The 26,139-nt window shown below is 66.9% G+C and carries 22 protein-coding genes; 17 read left to right on the top strand and 5 right to left on the bottom strand.

Annotation, left to right across the window (positions count from 1 at the left end; translation table 11 throughout):
* The first annotated feature begins 130 nt into the window (after positions 1-130).
* From AC1RPL_RS19675 to AC1RPL_RS19630, 10 genes are all read left to right on the top strand, one after another.
* Positions 131-1,774 (top strand): MFS transporter, encoded by a 1,644-nt coding sequence (locus tag AC1RPL_RS19675; RefSeq protein ID WP_493071786.1) that lies wholly within the window; start codon positions 131-133, stop codon positions 1,772-1,774.
* A 129-nt stretch (positions 1,775-1,903) separates the two neighbouring features.
* Positions 1,904-2,824, top strand: a complete 921-nt coding sequence (locus AC1RPL_RS19670; RefSeq protein WP_493071784.1) for an NAD-dependent epimerase/dehydratase family protein — start codon at positions 1,904-1,906, stop codon at positions 2,822-2,824.
* A gap of 41 nt (positions 2,825-2,865) precedes the next feature.
* Entirely contained in the window at positions 2,866-3,672 is an 807-nt protein-coding gene (locus AC1RPL_RS19665; protein WP_493071783.1) for an undecaprenyl-diphosphate phosphatase, read from the top strand.
* A gap of 122 nt (positions 3,673-3,794) precedes the next feature.
* Positions 3,795-5,231, top strand: coding sequence for an NAD(P)-dependent oxidoreductase (locus AC1RPL_RS19660; protein WP_493071781.1), 1,437 nt, complete (start codon positions 3,795-3,797; stop codon positions 5,229-5,231).
* Between the two features lie 17 nt (positions 5,232-5,248).
* Positions 5,249-5,956, top strand: coding sequence for a DUF2059 domain-containing protein (locus AC1RPL_RS19655; protein ID WP_493071780.1), 708 nt, complete (start codon positions 5,249-5,251; stop codon positions 5,954-5,956).
* Positions 5,956-6,549, top strand: coding sequence for a DUF2059 domain-containing protein (locus tag AC1RPL_RS19650; RefSeq protein WP_493071778.1), 594 nt, complete (start codon positions 5,956-5,958; stop codon positions 6,547-6,549). The genes AC1RPL_RS19655 and AC1RPL_RS19650 overlap by 1 nt, the downstream gene beginning before the upstream one ends.
* Positions 6,546-11,057, top strand: a complete 4,512-nt coding sequence (gene gltB / locus AC1RPL_RS19645; protein ID WP_493071776.1) for a glutamate synthase large subunit — start codon at positions 6,546-6,548, stop codon at positions 11,055-11,057. The genes AC1RPL_RS19650 and gltB overlap by 4 nt, the downstream gene beginning before the upstream one ends.
* A gap of 166 nt (positions 11,058-11,223) precedes the next feature.
* Positions 11,224-11,643: a hypothetical protein gene (locus tag AC1RPL_RS19640; RefSeq protein ID WP_493071774.1), complete on the top strand. Its 420-nt coding sequence runs from the start codon at positions 11,224-11,226 to the stop codon at positions 11,641-11,643.
* 57 nt (positions 11,644-11,700) lie between these two features.
* The gene (locus AC1RPL_RS19635) at positions 11,701-12,372 is read left to right on the top strand and encodes a glutathione S-transferase family protein (RefSeq protein WP_493071772.1); all 672 of its coding nucleotides are present in this window, start codon (positions 11,701-11,703) and stop codon (positions 12,370-12,372) included.
* Positions 12,373-12,430: 58 nt separating this feature from the next.
* The gene (locus AC1RPL_RS19630) at positions 12,431-13,045 is read left to right on the top strand and encodes a YbhB/YbcL family Raf kinase inhibitor-like protein (RefSeq protein WP_493071771.1); all 615 of its coding nucleotides are present in this window, start codon (positions 12,431-12,433) and stop codon (positions 13,043-13,045) included.
* A gap of 210 nt (positions 13,046-13,255) precedes the next feature.
* Here AC1RPL_RS19630 and AC1RPL_RS19625 read toward each other — a convergent pair whose 3' ends face one another.
* The 4 genes from AC1RPL_RS19625 to AC1RPL_RS19610 form a co-directional block, all read right to left on the bottom strand.
* Positions 13,256-14,107 (bottom strand): SDR family oxidoreductase, encoded by an 852-nt coding sequence (locus AC1RPL_RS19625; protein ID WP_493071769.1) that lies wholly within the window; start codon positions 14,105-14,107, stop codon positions 13,256-13,258.
* A 548-nt stretch (positions 14,108-14,655) separates the two neighbouring features.
* Positions 14,656-15,672: a GGDEF domain-containing protein gene (locus AC1RPL_RS19620; protein ID WP_493071767.1), complete on the bottom strand. Its 1,017-nt coding sequence runs from the start codon at positions 15,670-15,672 to the stop codon at positions 14,656-14,658.
* 117 nt (positions 15,673-15,789) lie between these two features.
* On the bottom strand, positions 15,790-16,338 hold the full coding sequence (locus tag AC1RPL_RS19615) for a peroxiredoxin (RefSeq protein WP_493071765.1): 549 nt from the start codon (positions 16,336-16,338) through the stop codon (positions 15,790-15,792).
* A gap of 27 nt (positions 16,339-16,365) precedes the next feature.
* A complete protein-coding gene (locus tag AC1RPL_RS19610) occupies positions 16,366-17,433 on the bottom strand; it encodes a phospholipase A (protein WP_493071763.1) in 1,068 nt (355 codons plus the stop codon).
* A gap of 65 nt (positions 17,434-17,498) precedes the next feature.
* Between AC1RPL_RS19610 and hisN the strand changes: the two genes are divergently transcribed.
* The gene (gene hisN / locus AC1RPL_RS19605; RefSeq protein WP_493071761.1) at positions 17,499-18,305 is read left to right on the top strand and encodes a histidinol-phosphatase; all 807 of its coding nucleotides are present in this window, start codon (positions 17,499-17,501) and stop codon (positions 18,303-18,305) included.
* A gap of 167 nt (positions 18,306-18,472) precedes the next feature.
* Here the strand turns inward: hisN and AC1RPL_RS19600 are convergent, their stop codons facing one another.
* Positions 18,473-20,620 (bottom strand): AsmA family protein, encoded by a 2,148-nt coding sequence (locus AC1RPL_RS19600; protein WP_493071759.1) that lies wholly within the window; start codon positions 20,618-20,620, stop codon positions 18,473-18,475.
* Between the two features lie 166 nt (positions 20,621-20,786).
* On the opposite strand from AC1RPL_RS19600, the gene rpmI reads away from it, so the two are divergent.
* The 6 genes from rpmI (at position 20,787) to AC1RPL_RS19570 (ending at position 26,136) form a co-directional block, all read left to right on the top strand.
* Positions 20,787-20,990: a 50S ribosomal protein L35 gene (rpmI, locus tag AC1RPL_RS19595; RefSeq protein ID WP_056616276.1), complete on the top strand. Its 204-nt coding sequence runs from the start codon at positions 20,787-20,789 to the stop codon at positions 20,988-20,990.
* A 15-nt stretch (positions 20,991-21,005) separates the two neighbouring features.
* Complete coding sequence (gene rplT, locus AC1RPL_RS19590) at positions 21,006-21,371, top strand: 50S ribosomal protein L20 (RefSeq protein WP_180146221.1); 366 nt, start codon at positions 21,006-21,008, stop codon at positions 21,369-21,371.
* A gap of 104 nt (positions 21,372-21,475) precedes the next feature.
* Positions 21,476-22,576, top strand: a complete 1,101-nt coding sequence (pheS, locus tag AC1RPL_RS19585; RefSeq protein ID WP_493071757.1) for a phenylalanine--tRNA ligase subunit alpha — start codon at positions 21,476-21,478, stop codon at positions 22,574-22,576.
* A complete protein-coding gene (gene pheT, locus AC1RPL_RS19580; protein ID WP_493071755.1) occupies positions 22,573-24,981 on the top strand; it encodes a phenylalanine--tRNA ligase subunit beta in 2,409 nt (802 codons plus the stop codon). The genes pheS and pheT overlap by 4 nt, the downstream gene beginning before the upstream one ends.
* Positions 24,982-25,109: 128 nt before the next feature.
* Positions 25,110-25,265 (top strand): hypothetical protein, encoded by a 156-nt coding sequence (locus AC1RPL_RS19575; protein WP_493071754.1) that lies wholly within the window; start codon positions 25,110-25,112, stop codon positions 25,263-25,265.
* A 136-nt stretch (positions 25,266-25,401) separates the two neighbouring features.
* The gene (locus AC1RPL_RS19570; protein ID WP_493071753.1) at positions 25,402-26,136 is read left to right on the top strand and encodes an SDR family NAD(P)-dependent oxidoreductase; all 735 of its coding nucleotides are present in this window, start codon (positions 25,402-25,404) and stop codon (positions 26,134-26,136) included.
* Positions 26,137-26,139 lie beyond the last annotated feature (3 nt).

Below are 26,139 nucleotides of genomic sequence, written 5' to 3'. Positions count from 1 at the left end.
ACACCGCGCCGCCAACCATGACCCGGCAATCCAGCCCGATCGGAAAGTCTTTATTGCCCGCCATAGCCGCGCCGGCGCGATCGGTGGCTTGTTTCGGGATCGACTGCGGCAGTATCGCATTCCTCTATCGATGACCGCCGCACCTGAGTCCCCTTTCCGCCTGAAGCTGTACCGGGCCATCTGGATCGCCAGCCTGTGCTCCAATTTCGGCAGCCTGATCCAGTCGGTCGGCGCATCCTGGATGATGGCCGGGCTCGGCGCCTCGGCACAGATGGTCGCGCTGGTTCAGGCGTCGACCAGCCTGCCGATCATGCTGCTCTCGCTATGGGCGGGCGCGATCGCCGACAATCTCGACCGTAGACGCGTGCTGCTCGCCGCGCAGAGCTTCATGCTGCTGGTCTCCGCGGTCCTGGCGATCGCGACCTGGCTGGGCCTGGTGACGCCGTGGCTGCTGCTCGGCTTCACCTTCCTGATCGGCTGCGGCACTGCGATCAACGGCCCCGCCTGGCAAGCCTCGGTGGGTGACATGGTGCCGCGCGCGCTGCTGCCGAGCGCGGTGTCCTATAACAGCATGGGCTTCAACATCGCGCGCAGCGTCGGCCCCGCATTGGGCGGCGCGATCGTCGCGGCTGCGGGCGCGGCTTCCGCTTTTTCGATCAACGCGCTGAGCTATGTCGGGTTGATCGTGGTGCTCAAGCGCTGGCAGCCCGGCCTGCCGCCGCGCAAGCTGCCGCGCGAGCGCCTCGGCGTCGCGATGGCGGCGGGCGTCCGCTATGTCCGCTTGTCGCCGCAGATCCGCACGGTGCTCGCCCGCGCGATCCTGTTCGGGCTGGCGGCGAGCGCGCTGCAGGCGCTGATGCCGCTGGTGGCGCGTGACCTGATCGGCGGCGGTCCGGTGATCTACGGCACGCTGCTTGGCGCGTTCGGGCTGGGTGCGGTCGGCGGCGCGCTGCTCAGCCGACCCTTGCGTAACCATCTCTCGACCGAGAACATCGTCCGCAGCGCGTCGCTCGCCCTGGCGGCAGGCGCGGCAGTTACTGCGACCGGGGTGTTGCCGCTCGCGCTGCTCGGGCTGGGGGTGGCTGGTGCCGGCTGGGTGCTGGCGCTCTCGACCCTCAATGTCAGCGTGCAGATGGCCTCGCCGCGCTGGGTCGTCGCGCGCGCGATCGCGCTTTACCAGATGGCCGCGTTCGGCGGCATGGCCGGCGGCAGCTGGCTGTTCGGCGCGCTGGCGAGCGAACATGGCGTAGCGACCGCTCTGCTGGCCGCGGCGGCTCTCCAATTGCTGAGCGCGGTTGCCGGCTTCGTGCTGCCGCTGCCCGCGATCAGCGATCTCAACATGGATCCGCGCGACACCTGGGTCGAGCCGCACACCGCGGTGCCGGTGGAGGCGCGCAGCGGTCCTATCGTGATCACCGTCGAGCATCGCATCGACGAGCGCGACATAGCAGCCTTCCTCACCGTCATGCACGAGCGCCGCCGCATCCGCCGCCGCGATGGCGCGCGCGACTGGGCGCTGACCCGCGACCTTGCCGAGCCGACGCTGTGGATCGAACGCTTCGATTTCGCGACCTGGCTCGACTATGTCCGCCACAATGAGCGCCGCACGCATGCGGATACCGCCAATAGCGAGGCGCTGCACGCGCTCTGGATTCCCGGAACGGATGCAGTGGTCCATCGCCGCATCGAGCGGCAGACGAGCTCGCTGCCGTTCAACCGCGCGCCCGATCCGCACGAACTCGATCCCATGACCGATGCGACTCGATCGAGCTGACCGGGCGGCCCCTGCGGATGTGCAGCCGCGAAGGCCCCGGGATACCATGTCGCGCTTGCCTCCCCGCGCGCCGCGCGGCATGGGGAGCGTTCCGCCGGCAGGCAGGTTTCTAGCTCCAGGACCAAGAGCATGAAGGACAAACTCATAGTGCTGATCGGCGGCGGCGGTTTCGTCGGCCGCTATGTCGCACAGGAACTCCTCGCTAGCGGCGCGCGCGTGCGCATCGCCCAGCGCCGGCCGCGCGACGCCTGGTTCCTCAAGACGCTGGGCGGCCTTGGCCAGACCCAGTTCGTCGCCGCCGACGTGACCCAGCCCGAGACGATCGCCGCCGCGCTCGCCGGTGCCGATGCCGTGGTCAACCTGGCCGGCGTGCTCAAGGGGGATTTCGACGGCGTCAACGCCGCGGGCGCGCGCAATGTCGCCGCTGCTGCCCGGGTCGCAGGCGTCGAGTCGCTCGTCCACTTCTCCGCACTCGGTGCCGAGGGGGATTCGGCTTCCGCCTATGGCCGCTCCAAGGCCGAGGGCGAGGCCGCGGTCCGCCAGGCTTTCCCCGCGGCAACGATCCTGTGCCCCTCCTTCGTCTTCGGGCGCGAGGACCAGTTCACCAATCGCTTCGCCGCGATGGTCGGCGTTGGCCCGGTCGTGCCGGTGCTGCGCGCGGAGGTACGCTTCCAGCCGGTCTATGTCGTCGATGTCGCCAGGGCAGTCGTCGCCGCGCTTGCCGACCCGGAGGCGCATGCCGGCAAGCGCTATGCGCTGGGCGGCCCCGACACGCTGACCATGGCCGGCCTGCTGCAGTGGCTGGCCGGAGCGACCGGGCATAAGCCGGCTTTCGCCGCGTTGCCCGATCGGATCGGTGCGCTGATCGCGGCGCTGCCCGGCACGCCGATCAGCCGCGACCAGTGGCGCATGCTCCAGGCCGACAACGTCGTGGGCGATGTGCCGGGCCTTGCCGCGCTGGGGATTGTACCGACGCCGCTGGCGAGCGTCGCGCCGACCTGGCTGGTACGCTATCGCCGCAACGGCCGCTTCGGCAAGTTGGCCGCCTGAACCTTTCCGCGCCCTCCCGGCGCATCGGAGCCTAGCACCGCATGAGCGAAACCTTGGTCGCGATCCTCCTCGGCATCGTCGAGGGGATCACCGAGTTCCTGCCGGTCTCCTCGACCGGGCACCTGATCCTCGCCTCCGAGCTGCTCGGCTATGATTCCGCGACTTGGGCGATGTTCAACGTCGTCATCCAATTGGGCGCGATCCTGGCGGTGGTGGTGCTCTATTGGCGCACCTTCTGGGCCGTCGCGATGGGCCTGATCCAGCGCAACCCGGTTTCGTGGCGCTTCCTGCGCAACCTCGTGGTCGCCTTCATCCCCGCCGCCGTGATCGGCCTGGCGCTCCACAAGCATATCGAGGCCTTGCTCGGTGAGCCGATGGTGGTCGCCTGGGCGCTGGTGATCGGCGGCATCGCGATCCTGGTGATCGAGCGGCTGGTGAAATCGGCCACGATCCACGGTATCGCCGAAATCCCGCTGGTCCGGGTGATCGGCATCGGATTCATCCAGTGCATCTCGATGATCCCGGGCGTCAGCCGCTCGGGTGCGACGATCATGGGCGCGCTCAGCCTGGGCGTCGAACGGCGCACCGCTGCCGAATTCAGCTTCTTCCTCGCCATCCCGACGATGCTGGGCGCGACCGTGCTCGAGCTCGCCAAGAACCATGACGCGGTCATATCCGCCCGGGTCGGCTGGAGCGAGATCGGCATTGGCTTCGGCACCGCCTTCCTTGTCGCGATCGTCGTGATCAAGCTGTTTGTCGGCATCGTCTCGAAGCATGGGTTTGCGCCCTTCGCCTGGTACCGAATCATCGCCGGCGTCAGTGCGATCGCATGGCTTTCGCTAAGGTAGGGCCGAACCGGCCGTTAAATTGCGTAATATTCTTTCAAAAACATACGCTTTGAGCTGAAAAAGATAATAAAGGTCAGTATTGCTGCCTTTTATCGACTCGCTTCCGGCGTTAGCGCGGCCGCATGGCTGAAACGATGCTCAAATTCGTGGGAACGGCGCAGGCTTATCCAAGCAAGCGCGAAGCGGAACTGCGCGCGGAGGACTTTCGCGAGATCGCGGATCGCTATGCCGTGCCTACGGCCGAGGAACAGGCGAGCCGCTGCTCGCAATGCGGCGTACCCTATTGCTCGGTGCACTGTCCGCTGCACAATCACATCCCGGACTGGCTGCGCCTCACCGCCGAAGGGCGGCTGCGCGAAGCCTACCAGCTGTCGAACAGCACCTCGACCATGCCAGAGATCTGCGGCCGCATCTGCCCGCAGGACCGGCTGTGCGAAGGCAATTGCGTCATCGAATTCTCCGGCCACGGCGCCGTCACGATCGGCTCGGTCGAGAAGTTCATCACCGACACCGCCTGGGCCGAAGGGTGGGTCGAGCCGGTCGCGGTCGGTCCGTCGCGCGGCCAGTCGGTCGGCATCATCGGTGCGGGCCCGGCGGGCCTCGCCGCCGCCGAATATCTGCGAGAATATGGCTATGACGTGCATGTCTATGACCGGCATGACCGCGCCGGCGGGCTGCTGACCTATGGCATCCCGGGCTTCAAGCTCGAGAAGGAGATCGTCATGCGCCGCGTCGAGCGGCTCGATCAGGGCGGGATCGTCTTCCACCAGGGTTTCGAAGTCGGCCGCGAGGCCACGCTCGACGACCTGCGCAAGCGCCATGACGGGATCCTGATCGCCACCGGCGTCTACAAGGCGCGCGGCATCCAGGCGCCGGGCGTGGGTGCGGAAGGCGTGGTCGAGGCGCTCGACTATCTGACTGCGTCGAACCGCAAGGGCTTTGGCGATGCCGTCCCCGCGTTCGACGACGGCAGCCTCGATGCGAACGGCAAGCATGTCGTCGTGATCGGCGGCGGCGATACCGCGATGGACTGCGTGCGCACCGCGGTGCGCCAGGGCGCGACGTCGGTGAAGTGCCTCTATCGCCGCGACCGCGCCAACATGCCGGGATCGCAGCGCGAGACTGCCAATGCCGAGGAAGAGGGCGTCGAGTTCGTCTGGCTCTCTGCCCCTGAGGCTTTCGATGGCGGCGACAAGGTCACCGGCGTGCGCGCCACGCGGATGCGTCTCGGCGCGCCCGACGCCACCGGCCGCCGCGCACCTGAGCTCGATCCGGGCGGTGCCTTCCAGCTTCCCGCTGATCTGGTGATCAAGGCGCTCGGCTTCGAGCCCGAGGACCTGCCCCGCCTGTTCGGCGCCGCGGAGCTGGGCGTTACCCGCTGGGGTACGCTGCGCACCGATGGCCGCACGATGATGACCAGCCTCGACGGCGTGTTCGCCGCCGGTGATATTGTCCGCGGCGCGAGTCTGGTGGTCTGGGCGATTCGCGACGGCCGCGACGTGGCGGCGCACATGCATGCCTGGATGCGCGCCCGCGCCGCTGCCGCGCGGGCTGCTTGAGAAGGTTGCCGATCCCGATGAAATCGATCCTTGCTGCCTCTGCCCTGGTCCTGGCGCTTGGCGCCGCATCGCTGTCTCCGGTCCAGGCGCGTCCGGCGGTGCCGGCTGCTGCGCCCGTCGCCGAAACCGATGTGCAGAAGCTCGTCGCGCTGATGGCGCCCGACGATTCGATCACTCGCCTTGCCGGCAACGCCTTCGACGCGGGCATGGCGCAGCAGGTCGCGTCGGATGCCAAGATGAAGGCGGTGTTCGACGCCAATCCGGGTTTGCGCGATCAGGTCGCGACTCAGCTGCGCGCCCAGTTCACCACGATCCTGGTCGCGGCACTGCCGTCGCTGCGCGCCGATCTGACCGGCATCCTGCAAACCGAGCTGACTCCGGCGGAGGTCGCCGACACGCTCACTTTCTTCTCCAGCCCGACCGGGCAGAAAGTGCGTGCATCGGTGTATGAATCGATGAGCGCTGCGCCGGGCCAGTCGCCCCAGGAGATGCAGCAGGCGGCGATCGCCGAAGTGATGGGCAAGATGACTGCGGAGGATTATCCCGCGCTCATGGCGTTCGGCGGCAGTAGCGCCGCGCAGAAGATGAACACGCTCAACCCCAGGATTTCGGCGGCGAGCCAGGCCTGGGCGGAGAAGCTGATCACCGCCAACAAGGCGCAGATGGTCGCGCTCGCGATGAAGCTGACTGCGGATTATCTTGCCAGGAAGAAGGCCGGCAAGTGATGCGTCTCTCGCTCGCCACCGTCGCAGCGCTGCTGCTTGCCGGGATCGGCTCTGCCCAGGCGCAGACCGCGCCGGTCTCGTCGGTGCCCAAGCCGGTGCCAGTCGATCCCGCGCGCTTCGCGGCGGCGAAGGACCTGCTCGCGGTGATGATGCCGCCCGAACAGCGCAGTCGGCTCATGGAGAACATGATCCGCCCGACCATGGCGAATATTCGCCAGTCGCTCGAGCAGATGCCGCAGTTCGCCGATGCAATCGACAAGGATCCCGGGGTCGCCGCGAGATTCCAGCAGTTCCTGAAGACGCAGGAAGACCGCATGGTCGAATCGCTGAGCGCCGGCATGCCGGGCATGATGGACGCGATGGCGCGCGCCTATGCCCGCCGCTTCGACGTTGCTCAGCTCGCAGAGATACGCACCTTCTTCGAGACGCCGACCGGCAAGGTCTACATGGCCGCGTCCTACTCGATCATGAGCGATCCCGACATTCTCGCCTGGCAGCGTGACCTGATGTCGCGCTCGATGGCCCATATGCAGGAAGATATCGGCAAGCTCGTCGCCGATCTGTCCGACAACGCTCCGGAACCCCCGAAATGACCAAGATGCAATCCGAACGCGAACGCCTTGCCCTGGAGGGCATGTACCGTCCCGAGTTCGAGGGCGATGCCTGCGGCGTCGGCATGGTCGCCGCGACCGACGGCCAGCCTTCGCGCCGCGTCGTCCAGTCGGCGATCGATGCGCTGAAGGCCGTATGGCACCGCGGCGCGGTCGATGCGGACGGCAAGACCGGCGACGGTGCCGGCCTGCACGTCGACCTGCCGGTGCGCTTCTTCGACGATGCGATTGCCGCCGGGGGCCACCGCGTCATGCCGAACCGCCTGGCGGTCGGCATGATCTTCCTGCCGCGCACCGACCTGGGCGCGCAGGAAGCCTGCCGCACGATCGTCGAATCCGAGATCATCGAGGCCGGATATACCATCTATGGCTGGCGCCAGGTGCCGGTCGATGTCTCGGTCATCGGCATGAAGGCGCAGGCGACGCGCCCCGAGATCGAGCAGATCATGATCGCTGGCCCGCTGCCGGGCACGATGGACGCCGCCGAGTTCGAGAAGGAGCTCTATCTCGTCCGCCGCCGGATCGAGAAGGCCGTGATCGCCGCGCAGATCAACGGCTTTTACATCTGCTCGCTCTCGACGCGCTCGATCATCTACAAGGGCCTGTTCCTCGCCGAGAGCCTGTCGGATTTCTATCCCGACCTGCGCGACGAGCGCTTCACCAGCCGGGTCGCGATCTTCCACCAGCGCTATTCGACCAACACCTTCCCGCAATGGTGGCTGGCCCAGCCGTTCCGGTGCCTGGCGCACAATGGCGAGATCAACACGATCCGCGGCAACAAGAACTGGATGCGCAGCCACGAGATCAAGATGGCGAGCATCGCGTTCGGCGAACGCTCGGAGGACATCAAGCCGGTGATTCCGGCCGGCGCGTCGGACACGGCCGCGCTCGACGCGGTGTTCGAGGCGATCTGCCGCTCGGGCCGCGACGCGCCCACCGCCAAGCTGATGCTCGTCCCCGAGGCATGGGACGAGGCGACGCCTTCCAACCACCTCTCGATGTACAAATATCTGGCGAGCGTGATGGAGCCGTGGGACGGCCCCGCCGCGCTGGCGATGACCGACGGCCGCTGGGCGGTTGCCGGCGTCGACCGCAACGCGCTGCGCCCGTTGCGCTACACCCAGACCTCGGACGGCCTGCTCATCGTCGGCTCCGAGACCGGCATGGTCCAGATTCCTGAATCGACCGTCATCGCCAAGGGCCGGATGGGCCCGGGCCAGATGATCGCCGTCGATCTCGATCAGGGCGTGCTGCTCTGTGACCGCGAGATCAAGGACCAGATCGCCGGCGAGCATGACTATGCCGGCATGATCGGCGAGTTCATCACTATCGAGAACCTGCCCGAGCCGGACCTGGAGCCGCTCCGCTTCGAGCGCGCCGAGCTCACGCGCCGCCAGGTTGCGGCCGGCCAGACGCTAGAGGACATGGAGCTGATCCTTGCCCCGATGGTCGAGACCGCCAAGGAAGCGATCGGCTCGATGGGCGACGACACGCCGCTCGCGGTGATCTCGGACAAGCCGCGCCTGATCAGCCAGTTCTTCCGCCAGAATTTCAGCCAGGTCACCAACCCGCCGATCGACTCCCTGCGCGAACGCCAGGTGATGACGCTCAAGACGCGTTTCGGGAACCTCGCCAACATCCTCGACGCCGATGGCGGCGGGTCGAAGGTGCTGGTGCTCGACAGCCCGGTGCTGACCAATGGCGATTGGGCGCGGTTGCGCGCCTATTTCGGCGGCCAGTGCGCCGAGATCGACTGCACCTTTCCGGTCAGCGACAATCCCGAGGATCTGCGCGAGGCGATCAAGCGCATTCGCTATGAGGCCGAGCAGGCGGTCCGCGCCGGCTGCACCGAGCTGTTCCTCACCGACGAGCATGTCTCGGCCGAGCGTGCCGCCATCGCCGGCGTGCTCGCCGCGGCCGCGGTCCACACCCATCTCGTCCGCCGGGGCCTCCGCTCCTACGCCTCGGTCAACGTCCGCAGCGCCGAGTGCCTCGACACGCATTACTATGCCGTGCTGATCGGCGTCGGCGCGACCACGGTGAACGCTTATCTCACCGAAGCCTCGATCGCCGACCGCCACGCTCGCGGCCTGTTCGGCGACATCACGATAGACGAGTGCCTCTATCGCCACCGCAAGGCGATCGACGAAGGCCTGCTCAAGATCATGTCGAAGATGGGGATCGCCGTGATCTCCTCCTATCGCGGCGGCTACAACTTCGAAGCGGTCGGTCTCAGTCGCGCGCTGGTCAACGACCTGTTCCCCGGCATGCCCGCCAAGATCTCGGGCGAAGGCTATGCCTCGCTCCACCTCTCGGCGATGATGCGCCACAGCTCCGCCTATGATCGCGGCGTCGCGACGCTGCCGATCGGCGGCTTCTATCGCCAGCGCCATGGTGGTGAGACCCATGCCTATTCCGCGCAGCTGATGCACCTGTTGCAGACGGCGGTGTCGACCGACAGCTACTCGTCCTACATGGCCTTCTCGCGCGGCGTGCGCGACATGCCGCCGGTCTATCTGCGCGACCTGCTCGAGTTCAACTTCCCCGACCAGGGCATCCAGATCGACCAGGTCGAGGCGATCACCGAGATCCGCAAGCGCTTCGTCACTCCCGGCATGTCGCTCGGCGCGCTGTCGCCGGAGGCGCATGAGACGCTGGCGATCGCGATGAACCGCATCGGCGCCAAGGCCGTGTCGGGCGAGGGCGGCGAGGACAAGCTGCGCTACACGCCCTATGAGAATGGCGACAACGCCAACTCGACGATCAAGCAGATCGCCTCGGGTCGGTTCGGTGTCACTGCCGAATATCTCAACGCCTGCGACGAGATCGAGATCAAGGTCGCGCAAGGGGCAAAGCCCGGCGAGGGCGGCCAGCTGCCCGGCTTCAAGGTCACCGAGTTCATCGCCAAGCTGCGCCACGCGACGCCGGGCGTCACGCTGATCTCGCCGCCGCCGCACCACGACATCTATTCGATCGAGGACCTGGCGCAGCTCATCTACGATCTCAAGATGATCAACCCGCGCGCGCGGGTGTGCGTGAAGCTGGTCAGCTCGGCCGGCATCGGCACCGTGGCGGCAGGCGTCGCCAAGGCGCATGCCGACGTCATCCTGGTCGCCGGCCATGTCGGCGGCACCGGCGCCTCGCCGCAGACTTCGGTCAAATATGCCGGCACGCCCTGGGAAATGGGCCTGACCGAAGTCAACCAGACGCTCACGCTCAACGGCCTGCGCGGCCGAGTGAAGCTGCGCACCGATGGCGGCCTCAAGACCGGGCGCGACATCGTCATCGCTGCGATCCTTGGCGCCGAGGAGTTCGGCATCGGCACGCTCAGCCTCGTCGCGATGGGCTGCATCATGGTCCGCCAGTGCCATTCGAACACCTGCCCGGTCGGCGTCTGCACCCAGGACGAGAAGCTCCGCCAGAAGTTCGTCGGCACGCCGGAGAAGGTCATCAACCTGATGACCTTCATCGCCGAGGAGGTTCGCGAGATCCTTGCGCGCCTCGGCTTCAAGACGCTCGACGAAGTCATCGGCCGCACCGAGCTGCTCCGCCAGGTCAGCCGCGGCGCCGAGCATCTCGACGATCTCGATCTCAACCCGATTCTCGCCAAGGTCGATGCCGACGATGCCGAGCGCCGCTTCAGCCTGTCGACCTTCCGCAACGAAGTGCCCGACAGCCTCGATGCGCAGATGATCAAGGATGCCGCCCCGGTCTTCGCGCGCCGCGAGAAGATGCAGCTCACCTACAACGTCCGGAACACGCACCGCGCGGTGGGCACCCGGCTCTCCTCGGAGATCACCCGGCTCTACGGCATGTCGACGCTCGCCGACGGCCATGTCCATGTCCGCCTGCGCGGCTCGGCCGGGCAATCCCTCGGTGCCTTCCTGTGCAAGGGCATCACGCTCGAAGTGTTCGGCGACAGCAACGACTATGTCGGCAAGGGCCTGTCGGGCGGCATCATCGTCGTCCGCCCGCTGGTCAGCTCGCCGGTGGAGAGCTGGAAGAACACGATCATCGGCAACACCGTGCTTTACGGCGCGACGTCGGGCCGCGTCTTCGCCGCCGGCCAGGCGGGCGAGCGCTTCGCGGTGCGCAACTCGGGCGCCGAAGTGGTGGTCGAAGGCTGCGGCGCCAATGGCTGCGAGTACATGACCGGCGGCACCGCGGTGCTGCTCGGCCAGGTCGGCAGCAACTTCGGCGCGGGCATGACCGGCGGCATGGCCTTCGTCTATGACGAAGACGGCAGCTTCTCCGATCGCGCCAATCCGGAGAGCATCGTCTGGCAGCGCCTCGCCTCCGCCCATTGGGAAGCCAAGCTGCGCGCGCTGGTCGAAGCGCATGTCGCCGCGACCGACAGCAAATGGGCCGCCGGCCTGCTCGAGGACTGGAACCGCGCGCTCGGCCATTTCTGGCAGGTCGTGCCGAAGGAAATGCTGACGCGTTTGCCCATGCCGCTCGATGATTCGCCGGAGGCGGTGGCAGCGGAGTAGTCGCTTTCCTTCTTCTTTCTCCGGCGAAGGCCGGGGCCCAGACTCAGCGTTGCAACGTTCAAGTCGGGGCCCGGCCTTCGCCGGGGAGAAGCTACGGTTCGTCGCAACCAACGCTGCTCTAGCCAAGTGCCTGTGATATAAGGCTGGACCGACTCCGGAGTCCGCCATGCGCCTGATCCTCACTGCCGCCCTGCTCTGCGCCGCCGCCACGCCCGCGCTCGCCCAGCAGCAGCCGACCACTCGCGACAAGGTCGAGGCGCTCGCCAAGGCGCTCGATAACCCGTTGGTCCAGGAAGGCGCCGCCGCGATGCTGACCAACCTCGCCGGCATCGTGCTCGACACGCGTGTCGGCCCGGCCGCGCAGTATCTCGATCCCACTTTCGGGGAGCAGGACACGCTGCGCGACATCCAGCGCCGCACCGATCCGGACTTCGACAAGCGCTTCCACGATCAGGCCCGCCGCGCCGTCGCCGCCGCCGGCAAGCTCACCCGGGACGGGCTGGCGATGCAGGAGTCGCTCGACCAGACCGCTGCCCGCTTGCGCGCCGCGCTGGCGCCGCTGCGTGGGGTGCTTACGACCAAATAGCCGGGGCGACGCGCCAGGCGCTTTACGCGGGCGCATCCCGAGTCCTAAAGCGGGCCGATGTGGCAGCTCTATCAATTCCCCCTATGTCCCTTCTCGCGCAAGGTCCGGCTGCTGCTGGGCGAGAAAGGCGTCGGCTATGAGCCGGTGCGCGAGTCGCCCTGGCTGCGGCGCGACGAGTTCCTCGATCTGAACCCCACCGGCCAAGTGCCCGTGATGGCCGATACCGAGCGCGGCGTGACGCTGATCGATTCCACGGTGATCTGCGAGTTCTTCGAGGAGACGGTGAACAAGGCGCCGATGCTCAATGGCACCGCCACCGATCGCGCCGAGATCCGTCGCCTGGCGATCTGGTTCGACACCAATTTCTATGCCGAGATCACGGCGCCCCTGCTCCACGAGCGGATGCTCAAGCGCATCGTCTACAAGCAGTCGCCCGATGGCCAGGCGCTGCGCACCGCGATGAAGGCGGCGGTCAACCATCTCGATTACATCGATTATCTGCTCGATCACCGCACCTGGCTGGCCGGTCCGACGATGAGCCTGGCCGATCTCGCCGCGGCGGCGCAGATCTCGATTGCCGATTATCTGGGCGGCATCGACTGGAAGAGCCATGAGCAGGCCAAGGGCTGGTACATCCGAATGAAGAGCCGCCCCAGCTTCCGCCCGCTGCTCAGCGAGCGAATGGAAGGCATCCCGCCGCCCGCCGATTACGAGAAGCTCGACCTCTAGCACTGGCGGCAGGGAGCCTCGCGCCTTCTCGTCGGTTCAAGCCAGGCAGGAGAACGCGATGCTCGAAAATCTACCCCATTGGCTCGGCAAGGCGCTGAGCGCACTACGTGCCGGCGCGGACAAGCTGGCAATCGTCCGCCCCGAGCTGGCCGGCGAAGGCGTGATCCATCTCGCCAGCCCGGCTTTCGCGAACGGGGGACGCCTGCCCGATCGCTTCACCGCGGACGGCGAGGGCGTCTCGCCGCCCTTGTTCTGGACCGGCGTGCCCGAAGGCACAGCACGGCTGGTGCTGCTGGTCGAGGATCCCGACGCGCCGACGCCGCAGCCGATGGTGCATGCGATCGTCTGGGGGCTGCCGCTGGGTGGCGACCTCAAGGAAGGCGAGATCGCGCCCGATGGCGAGGGCGATGCGAATGGAGAGGATGTCGGCCGCAACAGCCGCTTCGCCGAGGGCTGGCTGCCGCCCGATCCGCCCAACGGGCACGGCGAGCATAATTACGCCTTCCAGATCTTCGCGTTGAGCGAAGGCCCGGAGCCGGGCGACAATCCCGGCCGCGGCGAGTTGCTCCGGGTGATGGAAGGCCGGGTGATTGCCGCCGGGCTGCTCACCGGCACCTATTCCCGTGGCGATGCGGCGCCGGTCGGTCCGGTGGGCGCAGGGGCCGTGGCCTGAACTGTCGTTCGTCACTCCGGCCTGGGGGCGGAGTGACGACAAGGGACAGGCTTGCAATGTAGGATTTCGGCTGCTCCACACTGGTGGATGCAAGCGGCCTTTCTTTCCTGCGATGATCGCACCCGCGTCGAGGCCACGCGCGAGAAGGAAAAACGGGGGCCCCGTAGCCTCAACTTCGTAAACTTCCGCGGCCCGCGCGGGCTTCGCGACTCAGCCGTTCACGATAGTCCCGCCATTCGGATGCAGGACCTGGCCGGACATGTAGCTGGCATCCTCGCAGGCGAGGAACAGGAAGGCCGGCGCCACTTCATTCGGCTGGCCCGGCCGGCCCATCGGGGTGTCCTCGCCGAAATGCTCGAGCTTCTCCGGCGACGCACCGCCCGAGGGATTGAGCGGCGTCCAGATCGGCCCCGGCGCCACTGCGTTCACGCGGATGCCTTCGCCGACCAGGTTTTCGGACAGGCTGCGGGTAAAGGCCGTGATCGCGCCCTTGGTGCTCGAATAGTCGAGCAGCTCCTTCGAGCCCTGGTACATGGTGATCGAGGTGCAGTTGACAATCGCCGCGCCCTTTTTCAGGTGCGGGCGCGCGGCCTGGGTCAGGAAGAACATTCCGAAGATGTTGGTCTGGAAGGTGCGGCGCAGCTGCTCTTCGGTGATGTCGGTGATGTCCTTGTCGGGATGCTGCTCGCCGGCATTGTTCACCAGCACGTCGAGCTTGCCGAATTTCTCGATCACCTGCGCGACGGCCTGGTCGCAAAAATCCTTGTCGCCGATATCGCCGGCGATGGTCAGCGCCTCGCGGCCTTCGCCACGGACGATCTCGGCGGTCTTCTCGGCATCGTCATGTTCGCACAGATAGAGGATCGCCACATCGGCGCCCTCGCGCGCATAGAGCGCGGCGACTGCGCGGCCGATGCCGCTGTCGGCGCCGGTGATCATCGCGACCTTGCCCTCCAGGCGGCCGGAGCCGGCATAGCGCGGCTCCCATTCGGGCTTGGGCTCGAGCGCGCTCTCGTGACCGGGCAGCGCGTCTTCGTGGATCATCTTTTCGGTTTCGCTCACGTGCATCCTCCTGGAATGCGTTGCGAAACCGGTGATGGAGGCGGGTGGTTCCGTCCTCCGGCCGCCGTTGGGACGGCCTTGCATCTAGCCGCTGCCGGGGCGGCTCTGCAGGGTCAGCCGAGGAGGCTGGAACCCTGCATGCCGCTGGCGGCGATCATCATTGCGGTGAGTGCGAAGGACGCTACACCGACCATCAGGCTTCGTGCCATGTCTATCCTCTCCCTTCCGTCCGGTCCGCCGCGGATCACGCGAACGGAACCGTAGGGGCCGAGAAGAGGACGATGGCATAGGTGAAGAGGACGGCGCCGACGATGGCGACACTGTGCTGAAGCGAGCTGATGCGGATGGACATTTGATTTACTCCCTGTGTCGGCTGCCGGACCATTCCAACGTTGCCGATGCCAGATGGATTGCAGGGAGCGTGCCAGTTTTATAAGTGTTTGATTTTGCTGGGGGCGAGTTAGAAAGTTACGCGGGGTTGGGAAATTTCACGCCAAGCTGTGGTGGTTTTTCCCAATCATAAGCGGACAGTCGCTGTCCGATTCCGGTCAGTCGATGCGGATGCAGTTCCGGCCGCTATTCTTGGCGGCGTAGCAAAGCTGGTCGGCGCGGTGGAACACGGTGCCGAACACCTCGCCCTGCACAGCGGGGCTGAGCCCGGCGGAGAAGGTGATCTCGCCGAGCGGTGCGTCTGTCTCGCGCAGTCGGTAGCGCTTGGCGGACACGCCGATACGGGCGCGCTCGAGGATCTCGCGCGCGGCCTTGATGTCGAGTCCGGTGAACAGGACGACGAACTCCTCGCCGCCATAGCGCGCGACGAGATGGCCCTTGCAGGTGTCCGACAGCGACTCGGCGAGTGCCTTGAGCACTCGATCGCCGACGACGTGGCCGAACCGGTCGTTGACAGACTTGAAGAAATCGACGTCGCACACCGCCATGCAAAGCTTCGCGCCTTTCGCTGCCGCGTCGGCATAGGCCTCCTCGAAGGCGCGGCGGTTGGCGAGGCCGGTGAGCGGGTCCTTGCGGGCGTTGTCGCGCGCTTCCTCGAGCTTGGTGCGAAGGTCGCTCGCCTCGCGGTTCGCAGTCTCCAGCCGTTCCTCGGCACTGCGGACGCGTTCGAGCATCGTCGCGGTGAGCCGGGTGATCTCGGGATTGTCACTGCCCGAGCTGCGCATCGCCTGGGCGCTGGCGGCAAGGTCGCGGCCGAAGTCCTGTGTCTCGGCGCGCATCGCGGTGACGATGTCCTGGAAGCCTTCGACCTGCATCTGCGTCTGGGCAACCAGGCCCTGGGCCTTTTCGATCGTCGCGGTCGGCGTGCCGGCGACGGGGCCATCGCAGCCGAGCGTCTCGATGTCGCGCCGCGTCAGGCGGACTCCGCCGTCGGTGAGCATGTGCACCGCGCGGGCCAGCGGGCCGTCGGGATTGGCGAGCAGCTGATAGGCAAAGGCATAGTTCGCGGGATCAGGGTCGAGCCGCTGATCCACCAGAAACTCACCGATTCGGTCGTACAGGTTCTGCGCGGCCTGGGAACCGCTTGCTACCCGGACGGCCTTCGCCGCGGCCATGTTCCTCAATGCCTCACCAGAAGTTGTTCCAGACGGCGCCCTCACACCGTCCTGGCGCACAGACTAGTGCCCAACTGCTAACATCCGGTGAGCAAAAGCTGCGCAGCCGCGAAAATGTCAGCGCTTATGCGCGGCCTTGTACTTCTGCACCGCGTCCAGCGTAAGCCGGATGTGATCGGCGGGGCTCATGTTCGCATGGGAGAAGATGACCTTGCCGCTCGGCGCGATCACATAGGAAGTGCGGCTGGTGATCTTGGTGACAGTGCCGTCGGGCTTGGTAAGCCGCACGTCATAGTCCTTGATGATTTGGTCGCTGGCGGCGGCGACGGCGAACTTGCCTGCGCATTTCTCTGCCGAGAACGCCTCGAGCTTTTCGATATTGCCTGCCGTCATGCCGATCACGCTGGCACCGGCCTTCTGGAAATCGGGCAGCGCCTCGGCAAAGGCATGCGCTTCGGCATTGCAGCCATCGGTGAAGGCGGCGGGGAAGAAATAGAGGACGACCGGGCCCTTCTTCAGCGCGGCCTTGAGGTTCACGGTGAAGGGCTTGCCCGCCATCGCGCCGGGCGCGGTGAAGTTGGGGGCGACCTGGCCGTCCTTGAGCGCGGCAGTGGCCGGCACGGCGAGTGCCAGAATGGCGGCGGCAGCGATCAGAAACTTGCGCATGGCGATCCTCTCGAGATGTCTGTCCGGTCAGCGCGTCAGCGCGATGCCGATCCGGGCATGGGTGTCGTTCTTGCGATAGTCGTCCAGTGCCTCGCCATAGCCGGTAAAGGCCTGGCCGAAGATATAGAAGCCCACGCCCTTGGCAATGCGTGCCAGCGGATAGGAGACGAACAATTCGGCCGCGCCCTTGCGCGTGTTGAAATTGCCGCGGCCGGTGAGCGAGAGCTTCAGCCCATCCTGCTGGCCGATCGCCGCGGTTAGGCTGGTATAGCCGAAATAGTCCTTCACGTCGGGCGCGGTGCCGAGCTGCCCGACATAGAACCAGGCCTGGGGCGCGACATCGAGATGCCAGTCGTCGCCCAGGTCGAAGCGCTTCTCGGCGCGCAGGAACACGCGGTTGAGATCGACCGAATCGAGCGCGCCGCGCCCGTTCGAATCGTGCCGATAGCCAAGCGCCACCCGGGTGGTGTCGTCGAACGGGATGTCGGCATAGATTTCGGGGCTGTAATTGGTCGAGCGGAACGGCCCCGACGGCGCGTTCAGTGCCCAGAACATCGTCTGGGTATAGCCGAAGCGGAGGTTGCCGAGCTTGAGCGGTGCATCCTCGGCAAAGGGGCGGAAGGCGAAGCTGACCTGCAGCTTGCCACCCGAATCCTTGAGCCCGAAGGCGCCATAGATCGGCTCGTGCGGCTCGAACCGGTCGACGAACGCCGCCGAGCTGCCGGTCGCGCTCTGCACCACCGTCTCGCCCTCGGGGATTTCGGCGGCGGCGTGCTGATCGATCGGCGGCACGGCGCGGCCGGCGACGCTCACCGGCACATAGCGCGCCTTGGCGAAGCCGTGCGGGGCGACCGTCGGCAGCGGACCGGGCGCACGCTCAAGGATGAGGCGGGTGCCGTCGATCGCAGTGATCTCGATCTGGCGCGGGCCGGCATCGGTGACTGCGACATCGCCTTCGTTGATCAGGAACACCTCGACGCCGCGCAGCGCCTCGGTTTCGGAGGCAGGCTGGGCAGGAACGGCGCGCAGGCTCTGCGCCGCGGCGGGCATGGCTGCGAGCAGCGCGGCAGAGATCAGCAGGCGGCGGATGGGCATGGGCGGGTGGAGTGACAAAGGTTTGTGACCTTGGCGAGTCAAAATCGGAACGCTAGGGCAGGGTCATGCCAGTGACCTCCGCCGATATCGCCCTTGCCGAACGCCTTGCCGATGCGGCGGGCGCGGCGATCCTGCCCTATTTCCGCGGTGCCCACGGCATGGAGGCCAAGGAGGACCAGTCCCCGGTCACCCTCGCCGACCGCGCCGCCGAAGAGGCGATGCGCAAGCTGATCATCGCCGAGCGGCCGATGGACGGCATCCAGGGCGAGGAGTTCGGGGTGCGCGAAGGGACGAGCGGACGTGTCTGGGTGCTCGACCCTATCGACGGCACCCGCGCCTTCATCGCCGGCCGTCCGATCTTCGGCACGCTGATCGCGCTGATCGAGCAGGGCTGGCCGCTGCTCGGCGTGATCGACCAGCCGGTGACGAAGGAGCGTTGGCTGGGAGTGATGGGCCGGCCCACGCTGTTCAACGGCAAGCCCGCCGAGACGCGCCGCTGCCGCGACCTCAAGGACGCGATCCTCGCCACCACCAGCCCGGCCTTGTTCGGCGACGACCAGCTCCACGCCTTCGAGCACCTCGACGCGTCGGTGATGAGCGTGGTGCTGGGCGGCGACTGCTACAATTATGGCTGCGTCGCGAGCGGCTGGATGGACGTGGTGGTAGAGGCGGGTCTCAAGCTGCACGATTTTGCAGCCCTGGTGCCGATCGTCGAGGGCGCGGGCGGGCGGATGTGCGACTGGCAAGGCGATCCCCTGCACGCCGGCAGCAACGGCGAAGTGATCGCCGCGGGCGATCCTGCGCGGATCGACGACATCCTCGAGGCGCTGGCCTGCCGCGGCGGGCATGATCACGGGCACCACGGCGGCTGAGTCGGGGCGCGGAAGTTTACGAAGTTGATGCTACGGGGGCCCCGGTTCCCCCTCTCGCAAAGCCCTTCGAGGGTGCGTTCGAAGGGCGAGAAGAAGAAAACTGCCTGCATCCACCAGTATGGAGCAGGCGAAATCCTACATTGCAAGCGCCGCCGGTTCTCCCGGCCTCAATCCTTCTTGCGGAAGACCTTGCGCTGGTCGTGGCGCTCGTCCTTCGAGCGCTTGCCGCTTTCCGACTTGGCGGTTGTGCCCTTGCCGACATCGTCGCGCGGCTTGCCCTTGGTGGTGCGCTGGGCAGTGGCGCGAGCACCTTCGAGGACCGGGCCGCAGGCGGCCGCCTTGGCATCGCCGACATCGACGAACGCGATGATCGCCGCAAACGGGCTGGCGAAGATGCCGAGGCCGAGGCCGACGCCGGCGCGCGCGACCAGCTCAGGCGAGATCACGCTCAGGCCCGGCCGGGCGAAATAGCCGTTCAGGCCGACCGGCGACTGGGCGGAGAACAGGCTGAACTTCTTGCTGTCGGCGCGCACCGCCAGGTCGATGCTCTCGTTGCGGAAGCTGAATCCGCCGCGGCCGAGGATGACGTTCTTCTGCGTGTCGATCAGGATCGGATCCGCCGCGGCGACACCCCGGCGCACGGTGAAGCCGATCAGCCCGCAATTGATCTGCACCGGCTCCTTCAACTTCTTCTCGAACATCTTCTGGACGAAGGTGCCGATGTCGAGCTCGGACAGCTGGACGTTGCGCGTCCACAGGCTCCCGCGGGGCATGATGATCGCGATGCGGCCGTTCGAATTGGCGAGCGATTCGCGTACGCTGTCGCCGGCGCCGGTCATCTGCACGCGTGCCTTGACCGTGCCGCTGGTGCCGCTCTGCTCGACGCCGAAGCCCGCCAGCAGCGTGCCCATCGGGGTGGGCGAGAGGCGGATGTCATAATCGGTGAAGACCGGCTGCTTGCGCGCGTTGATCGTGATGTCCGAGCTGACCGTGCCGCGCGCCATGCTGAAGTTGAGCGGGCTCAGCTTGAGCAGCATGTTGTCGAGGTCGAGGCCCAGTTCGATGTTAGACACCGGGAAGCTCGGCGCGCGCACGTCCCGGACGGTCCAGTGCACCTTGGCGTCGAAGTTGCGCAGCGCATCGACGCGCAGCTTGGCATCGGGGAGGATGCGCGGCGTCCCGGCGACCTGGGTCACCGCGCCGGCCGCGCCCTTGGCCGCCAGCGTATTGGGATTATAGCCGATGAACGGACCGGCATCGACGATGTCGAGCGTGTCGGTGGCGAGCTGCGCGGTAAGCAGCAGGCGTGGCCGGGTCATCTTCACGGTCATCTTGCCGGCGATGTCCGAATCGCCGAACCGGCCCTTCAGCCCCGTGAAGCGCCACTCGTCGCCTGCCTTGGTGAGCGCCGAGCGGATCCGGTAGGTGCGCGTATCGGGCACGGCGATGCCGGCGAGCATGAAGATGTCCGCCAGGTTCTGGCCGCGCACGTCCATGTGCAGGTCGGCGCCTTCGATCTCGGTGGCGCCGGGGAGGGTGCCCGTCACGTCCACTTGGGTGCGCACGCCCTCTGCGTGGAGCTGGAGCTGGTTCTTGCCACCCGACACCGTGGCATTGGGGGTGAGTAGCGCGCCGTTCAGCGTGAAGCGGGTGCCGCGCGCGGTGCCGCCGCCGTCGAAGCGGATCGCCGAGGCGAACTGAGTGTCCTTGGCCTCGACGGTGTGGATGCGGATGCCGGCCTCGATCTGCATCCGCGGATCGACGTAGCGGATCATCGTGCCCTGGAGGAGCGCGCGGCGGATGACCGGCAGGTCGAGCGGCTCGCCCTTTTCCTCGCTGAAGGTCCAGGTGTTGCGCTTGCCGGCCTTGTCCCATTGCAGGTCGACATGGCCGTCCTCGAGGCTCAGCCAGTTTATCCGGCGATTGCCGGTGATCAGGCCCCAGGTAGAGATACGCGAATCGATGCGCCGCGCTTCGAAGAACTTGCCCTTGCCAGCCCATTCGGGGTTGGCGATGTGGATCTTCTCGGCGACGAACTTGACGTTGATCGGATTGAAATAGAGTTGGAAATCGCCCTCGACCTTCACTTCGCGGTGAGTCTGGCCGGCGACGACGCGCTCGAAGGTGTGGCGCAGGAAGCGGCCCTTGGTGACGAACAATATCGTCCAGGCGAGCACCAGCAGGCCGAGGATCGTGGCCACCACAGCGATGACGCTGGCGAGCGGCGTGCCGAGCGCGCGCAGGGGCCTGGCGGGAGCGTCGCCCGGCGGGGGCGCCGTGTCGGCGGCGGAAATGGGTACCTCGCGATCGGCCATCGAGTAGAAAAAGCCTCGCGGACGGAATGAGTTCCGTCCCTGAGCAGACTCCGGTTGCACCGCACCACGCTTTGGGTTAGGGGCCCCGCTTTCCGCGATCGAGGAATACGCCGGCTGTATGGGCTGCCGCGCGCATTCGCAATCGTCGAACCATAAGGAGACGAAAATGCCCAAGCTCAAGACGAAGAGCGGCGTCAAGAAGCGCTTCAAGCTCACCGCCACTGGCAAGGTGAAGCACGGAGTCGCCGGCAAGCGCCACCGCCTGATTTCGCATAACGCGAAGTACATCCGCCAGAACCGCGGCACCTCCGTGCTCGCCGACGCCGATACCGCCCGCGTTATCGCGTGGGCGCCGTACGGCCTGAAGTAAGGAGGGCCTGGAAAAATGGCACGAGTTAAGCGTGGTGTAACCACCAAGGCCAAGCACAAGAATATTCTTGAGCAGGCAAAGGGCTATCGCGGCCGCCGCAAGAACACGATCCGCATCGCGCGTCAGGCCGTCGAAAAGGCCGGCCAGTATGCGTATCGCGACCGCAAGGTTAAGAAGCGGACCTTCCGTGGTCTGTGGATCCAGCGCATCAACGCCGGTGTCCGCGCCGAGGGCCTGACCTATTCGCAGTTCATGCACGGGCTGAAGCTCGCCGGCATCGAGCTGGACCGCAAGGTCCTGGCCGATATCGCGATGCATGAAGGCGAAGCCTTTACCGCCATCATCGCTCAGGCGAAGGCGGCTCTGCCTCAGGCCGCCTGAGCGACCTGACGCGTAGAAGAAAATGGGGCGTCGGTGGCAACACCGGCGCCCTTTTTCTTTCCGGCCTCCCCGGCTAGAGGCTCCCTCGACGAAATGAGGATTTGATGACGACCGATCTGGACCAGCTCCGCACCGACCTGCTCGGCGCGATCGACGCGGCGGCGGGGCTCGATGCCGTCGAAGCGGTACGCGTGCACGCGCTCGGCAAGCAGGGGGCCGTCACCAGCCTCTTGAAGACGCTCGGGAGCATGAGCCCCGAAGCGCGCCAGGTCGAAGGGCCGCGCATCCATAGCCTGCGCGAGGCGGTGACCGAGGCGCTGGGCGCGCGCAAGGCATCGCTGGAGAAGTCGGCGCTCGACGCGCGGCTGGCGAGCGAGACGCTCGACATGACGCTGCCGGTCGACGGCGTGGCGGCGGGCAGCGTCCATCCGGTGAGCCAGGTGATGGACGAGCTGGCGGAGATCTTCGCGGATCTGGGCTTCGCGGTCGCCACCGGTCCCGAGATCGAGGACGACTGGCACAATTTCACCGCGCTCAACATCCCCGAGACGCATCCGGCGCGGGCGATGCACGATACCTTCTATTTCCCGCCGGAGGCGGATGGCAGCCAGAAATACCTGCTGCGCACCCACACCTCGCCGGTACAGATCCGCACGATGATGCAGGGCAAGCCGCCGATCCGGATCATCGCGCCGGGCCGCGTCTACCGCTCGGACAGCGACGCGACGCACACGCCGATGTTCCACCAGATCGAAGGGCTGGTGATCGACAAGGGGATCACGCTCGGCCACCTGAAATGGACGCTGGAGACCTTCCTCAAGGCGTTCTTCGAGCGCGACGACATCGTGCTGCGGCTGCGCCCGAGCTATTTCCCGTTCACCGAGCCGGGTGCCGAAGTCGATGTCGGCTTCACCTGGCAGAACGGCAAGCGCGTGATCGGCGGCGATCCGCGCAAGAGCGACAATGGCGGCTGGATGGAAGTGCTCGGCTCCGGGATGGTCCACCGCAAGGTGATCGAGGCGGCCGGGCTCGATCCGAACGAATGGCAGGGCTTCGCCTTCGGCACCGGCGTCGACCGGCTGGCGATGCTCAAATATGGGATGGATGATCTGCGCGCGTTCTTCGACGGCGATCTGCGCTGGCTCAAGCATTACGGCTTCTCGGCGCTCGACGTGCCCACGCTGAGCGGGGGAGTGGGCGCATGAAGTTCACCCTGAGCTGGCTCAAGCAGCATCTCGATACGACTGCCTCGCTCACTGACGTCGAGGAGGCGCTGACTCGCGTCGGCCTCGAAGTCGAGGGCGTGGAGAATCCCGGCGAGAAGCTGAACGGCTTCCGCGTCGCCAAGGTGCTCACCGCCGAGCGCCACCCCCAGGCGGACAAGCTGCAGGTGCTGACCGTCGATACCGGCGAGCAGGTGCTGACCGTGGTCTGCGGCGCGCCCAATGCGCGCGCGGGGCTGGTCGGCGTGCTGGGTACGCCCGGTGCGGTGGTGCCGGCCAATGGCATGCAGCTGAAGGTCGCCGCGGTGCGCGGAGTCGAATCGAACGGCATGATGTGCTCGACGCGTGAGCTTGAGCTGGGCGACGATCATGACGGCATCATCGAGCTGCCGGCGGATGCGCCGGTCGGCACGGCGTTCGCCGATTATGCCGATCTGAACGACCCGGTGTTCGACGTCTCGATCACCCCGAACCGCCAGGACTGCATGGGCGTGCGCGGCATCGCACGCGATCTTGCCGCGGCCGGGCTCGGCACCCTCAAGCCGCTCGCTGCCGATCCGGTGGCCGGCGAAGGCGCCGGGCCCGAAGTGAAGATCGAAGCGCCCGAGGGTTGCCCGGCTTATTACGGGCAGACCGTCAGCGGCGTGGCCAACGGCGCCTCGCCCGAATGGATGCAGCGCCGGTTGAAGGCGATCGGGCAGCGGCCGATCTCGGCTTTGGTCGACATCACCAACTATGTGATGATCGATCTCGGTCGCCCGCTGCACGTGTACGACAAGGCCAAGCTGTCGGGCGTGCTGACGGTGCGCAAGGCGAAGGCCGGCGAGCAGGTGCTGGCGCTCAACGAGAAGACCTACACGCTCGACGAGACGATCACCGTGATCGCCGACGCGAATGGCGTGCATGATATCGGCGGGATCATGGGCGGCGAGGACACCGGCGTGTCCGACACGACCACCGACGTGGTGATCGAATGCGCTTATTTCGAGCCGGACCACATCGCCCGGGCCGGGCAGAAGCTGAACCTGACCAGCGACGCGCGCACGCGCTTCGAGCGCGGCGTCGATCCGGCGTTCCTCGAGGACGGCATCGCGATCGCGGCGCGGCTGGTGCTCGAGCTGTGCGGCGGCAAGGCGAGCGAAGTGACGCGTGTGGGCACGCTGCCGCAGGTTGGCGCCACTGTCGGCTATGATCCGAAGCTCGCCGAGACGCTTGGCGGCCTTGCGGTGCCGGCGGCGCGGCAGAAGGAGATCCTGGAGAGCCTGGGCTTCGCCGTCGAGCCGCTCGACGGCAATGGCGACCCGACAGGGGTGGATAGCTTCGAGGCGTTCCGCGTCACTGCGCCGAGCTGGCGCCGCGATGTCGACGGACCGGCCGACCTGGTCGAGGAAGTGATCCGCATCGAGGGCGTCGACAATGTCCCCTCGACCCCGTTGTCGCGCGAGCCGGGCGTTGCCCGCCCGACCGCGACGCCCGAGCAGAAGCTCGAGCGCAAGCTGCGGCGCACCGCCGCGGCACGAGGCCTCAACGAGGCAGTGACCTGGAGCTTCGTCTCCGAGGCCGATGCCGCGCCATTTGGTGGCGGCGCCTGGACGCTGGCCAATCCGATCAGCGAGGACATGAAGGTCATGCGGCCGTCGCTGCTGCCGGGCCTGATCGCCGCCGCGGAACGCAACCTCAAGCGCGGCGCGACTTCGGTGCGGCTGTTCGAACTCGGCCGTCGTTACCTCGCCGAGGCCGAGCGGCCGACGCTCGGCGTGCTGCTTGCAGGCTCGCGCACGCCGCGCGGCTGGCAGGGTGGCAAGGCGCAGTCCTTCACTGCCTATGACGCCAAGGCCGAGGCACTCGCGCTGCTCGAGGCTGCTGGCGCACCGGTCGCGAACCTGCAGGTGATGGGTGAGGCAGGCGACGTCTGGCACCCCGGCCAGTCCGCGACGCTGCGGCTCGGGCCCAAGACAGTGCTCGCGGCCTTCGGCATGGTGCATCCGAGCGTACTCAAGGCGTTCGACCTCGACGGCGATGTCGCCGCGGTCGAGCTCTATCTCGACGCGCTGCCCGCCAAGCGTGGCGGGTCCGGCTTCATGCGCACGGCCTATACCCCGTCGGCGCTGCAGGCGGTGACGCGCGACTTCGCCTTCCTGGTACCGGCCGAGCTGGCAGCAGGGGACTTGGTCCGTACCGTGAAGGGCGCGGACAAGGCGGCGATCGTCGATGCGCGGCTGTTCGACGTCTTCACCGGCACCGGCGTGCCGGAGGGGCAGAAGAGCCTCGCCATCGAAGTCACGCTCCAGCCGGGCGAGAAGAGCTTCACCGATGAGGCGCTGAAGGCCGTGGCCGACAAGGTGGTCGCCGCGGCGGCGAGGCTCGGCGCGGTGTTGCGGGGATGAGCCTGGTCGCCCGGTTCGTCGAGGGTTCAATGCCCTGCATGCGTATCCGGGCGACATCGCCACGCCGATCCTGATCCCGGGCGATCTCGATCCGCACGAACGCCACGACCGCGTCACGCTCTACATCGATGCGAGCTTCGCATGACGGGGATCGCGCGGGCGGCGGCTGGCAGGTCCGCGACTATGACGAGCGCGAGGACCGCTGGGACGGCGCGGCGGGGCATTTCGGCGAGGCGCGCTCGGTCGATGAGGACGATGCCGAGCCCTGGCGGGGCAAGCGCTAGCTCTATTTCGTCATCCCGGCCTTGTGCCAGGGTCGACCGGGAGGCAGAGGCAAGGCAGCGCGAGCGCCGGAAGGCCATCGCCTGCGGCACAGTGGATCCCGGAACAAGTCCGGGATGACGGACTTGGAGGATCGACATGCCCACCGCACTCATCACCGGCGCAACCGCGGGGATCGGCGAGGCCTGTGTGCATGCCTTTGCCGATGCGGGGTGGAACGTCGTCGCCACCGGACGGCGCGAGGATCGGCTGGCTGGGCTCAAGCGCGACAATGTCCACACGCTCGCCTTCGACGTGCGCGATGAGGCGGCGCGCGATGCGGCGCTCGATTCGCTGCCCGCGGATTTCCGCGACATCGACCTGCTGGTGAACAATGCGGGTCTGGCACTCGGCCTGGAGCCGGCGCAGCAGGCGTCGCTGTCCAACTGGAAGACGATGATCGACACCAACATCACCGCCTTGGTCTCGATCACCCACAAGCTGTTGCCCCAGCTGATCGAACGCAAGGGCGCGATCATCAACCTGTCCTCGGTCGCGGCGACCTATCCCTATCCGGGCGGCAATGTGTATGCGGCGACCAAGGCGTTCGTCCGCCAGCTGAGCCTGGACCTGCGCGCCGACCTGCACGGCACCGGCGTGCGCGTCACTTCGATCGAGCCGGGCATGGTCGAGACCGAGTTCACGCTGGTGCGCACCGGCAGCCAGGAAGCGTCGGACAAGCTCTATGGCGGCGTGAACCCGATGACCGGCGAGGATATCGCCGAGACGATCCTGTGGGTGGCGACGCTGCCGCCGCACCTCAACATCAACACGATCGAACTGATGCCGGTGAACCAGAGCTGGCAGGGCTTCGCGGTGCACCGCGAAAGCTGACCC

Source organism: Sphingomonas sp. GW821-FHT12D09 (genome assembly GCF_058807215.1).
Note: the sequence above shows the minus strand (reverse complement) of the source record. Positions and strands in the feature narration are given on the sequence as shown.

Excerpts from the sequence above, each read along its gene's own strand:
- AC1RPL_RS19675 (WP_493071786.1), top strand. The coding sequence starts at position 131 with ATGACCGCCGCACCTGAGTCCCCTTTCCGCCTGAAGCTGTACCGGGCC.
- AC1RPL_RS19670 (WP_493071784.1), top strand. The coding sequence starts at position 1,904 with ATGAAGGACAAACTCATAGTGCTGATCGGCGGCGGCGGTTTCGTCGGC.
- AC1RPL_RS19665 (WP_493071783.1), top strand. The coding sequence starts at position 2,866 with ATGAGCGAAACCTTGGTCGCGATCCTCCTCGGCATCGTCGAGGGGATC.
- AC1RPL_RS19660 (WP_493071781.1), top strand. The coding sequence starts at position 3,795 with ATGGCTGAAACGATGCTCAAATTCGTGGGAACGGCGCAGGCTTATCCA.
- AC1RPL_RS19655 (WP_493071780.1), top strand. The coding sequence starts at position 5,249 with ATGAAATCGATCCTTGCTGCCTCTGCCCTGGTCCTGGCGCTTGGCGCC.
- AC1RPL_RS19650 (WP_493071778.1), top strand. The coding sequence starts at position 5,956 with ATGCGTCTCTCGCTCGCCACCGTCGCAGCGCTGCTGCTTGCCGGGATC.
- gltB (WP_493071776.1), top strand. The coding sequence starts at position 6,546 with ATGACCAAGATGCAATCCGAACGCGAACGCCTTGCCCTGGAGGGCATG.
- AC1RPL_RS19640 (WP_493071774.1), top strand. The coding sequence starts at position 11,224 with ATGCGCCTGATCCTCACTGCCGCCCTGCTCTGCGCCGCCGCCACGCCC.
- AC1RPL_RS19635 (WP_493071772.1), top strand. The coding sequence starts at position 11,701 with ATGTGGCAGCTCTATCAATTCCCCCTATGTCCCTTCTCGCGCAAGGTC.
- AC1RPL_RS19630 (WP_493071771.1), top strand. The coding sequence starts at position 12,431 with ATGCTCGAAAATCTACCCCATTGGCTCGGCAAGGCGCTGAGCGCACTA.
- AC1RPL_RS19620 (WP_493071767.1), bottom strand. The coding sequence starts at position 15,672 with ATGGCCGCGGCGAAGGCCGTCCGGGTAGCAAGCGGTTCCCAGGCCGCG.
- AC1RPL_RS19615 (WP_493071765.1), bottom strand. The coding sequence starts at position 16,338 with ATGCGCAAGTTTCTGATCGCTGCCGCCGCCATTCTGGCACTCGCCGTG.
- AC1RPL_RS19610 (WP_493071763.1), bottom strand. The coding sequence starts at position 17,433 with ATGCCCATCCGCCGCCTGCTGATCTCTGCCGCGCTGCTCGCAGCCATG.
- hisN (WP_493071761.1), top strand. The coding sequence starts at position 17,499 with ATGCCAGTGACCTCCGCCGATATCGCCCTTGCCGAACGCCTTGCCGAT.
- AC1RPL_RS19600 (WP_493071759.1), bottom strand. The coding sequence starts at position 20,620 with ATGGCCGATCGCGAGGTACCCATTTCCGCCGCCGACACGGCGCCCCCG.
- rpmI (WP_056616276.1), top strand. The coding sequence starts at position 20,787 with ATGCCCAAGCTCAAGACGAAGAGCGGCGTCAAGAAGCGCTTCAAGCTC.
- rplT (WP_180146221.1), top strand. The coding sequence starts at position 21,006 with ATGGCACGAGTTAAGCGTGGTGTAACCACCAAGGCCAAGCACAAGAAT.
- pheS (WP_493071757.1), top strand. The coding sequence starts at position 21,476 with ATGACGACCGATCTGGACCAGCTCCGCACCGACCTGCTCGGCGCGATC.
- pheT (WP_493071755.1), top strand. The coding sequence starts at position 22,573 with ATGAAGTTCACCCTGAGCTGGCTCAAGCAGCATCTCGATACGACTGCC.
- AC1RPL_RS19575 (WP_493071754.1), top strand. The coding sequence starts at position 25,110 with ATGCGAGCTTCGCATGACGGGGATCGCGCGGGCGGCGGCTGGCAGGTC.
- AC1RPL_RS19570 (WP_493071753.1), top strand. The coding sequence starts at position 25,402 with ATGCCCACCGCACTCATCACCGGCGCAACCGCGGGGATCGGCGAGGCC.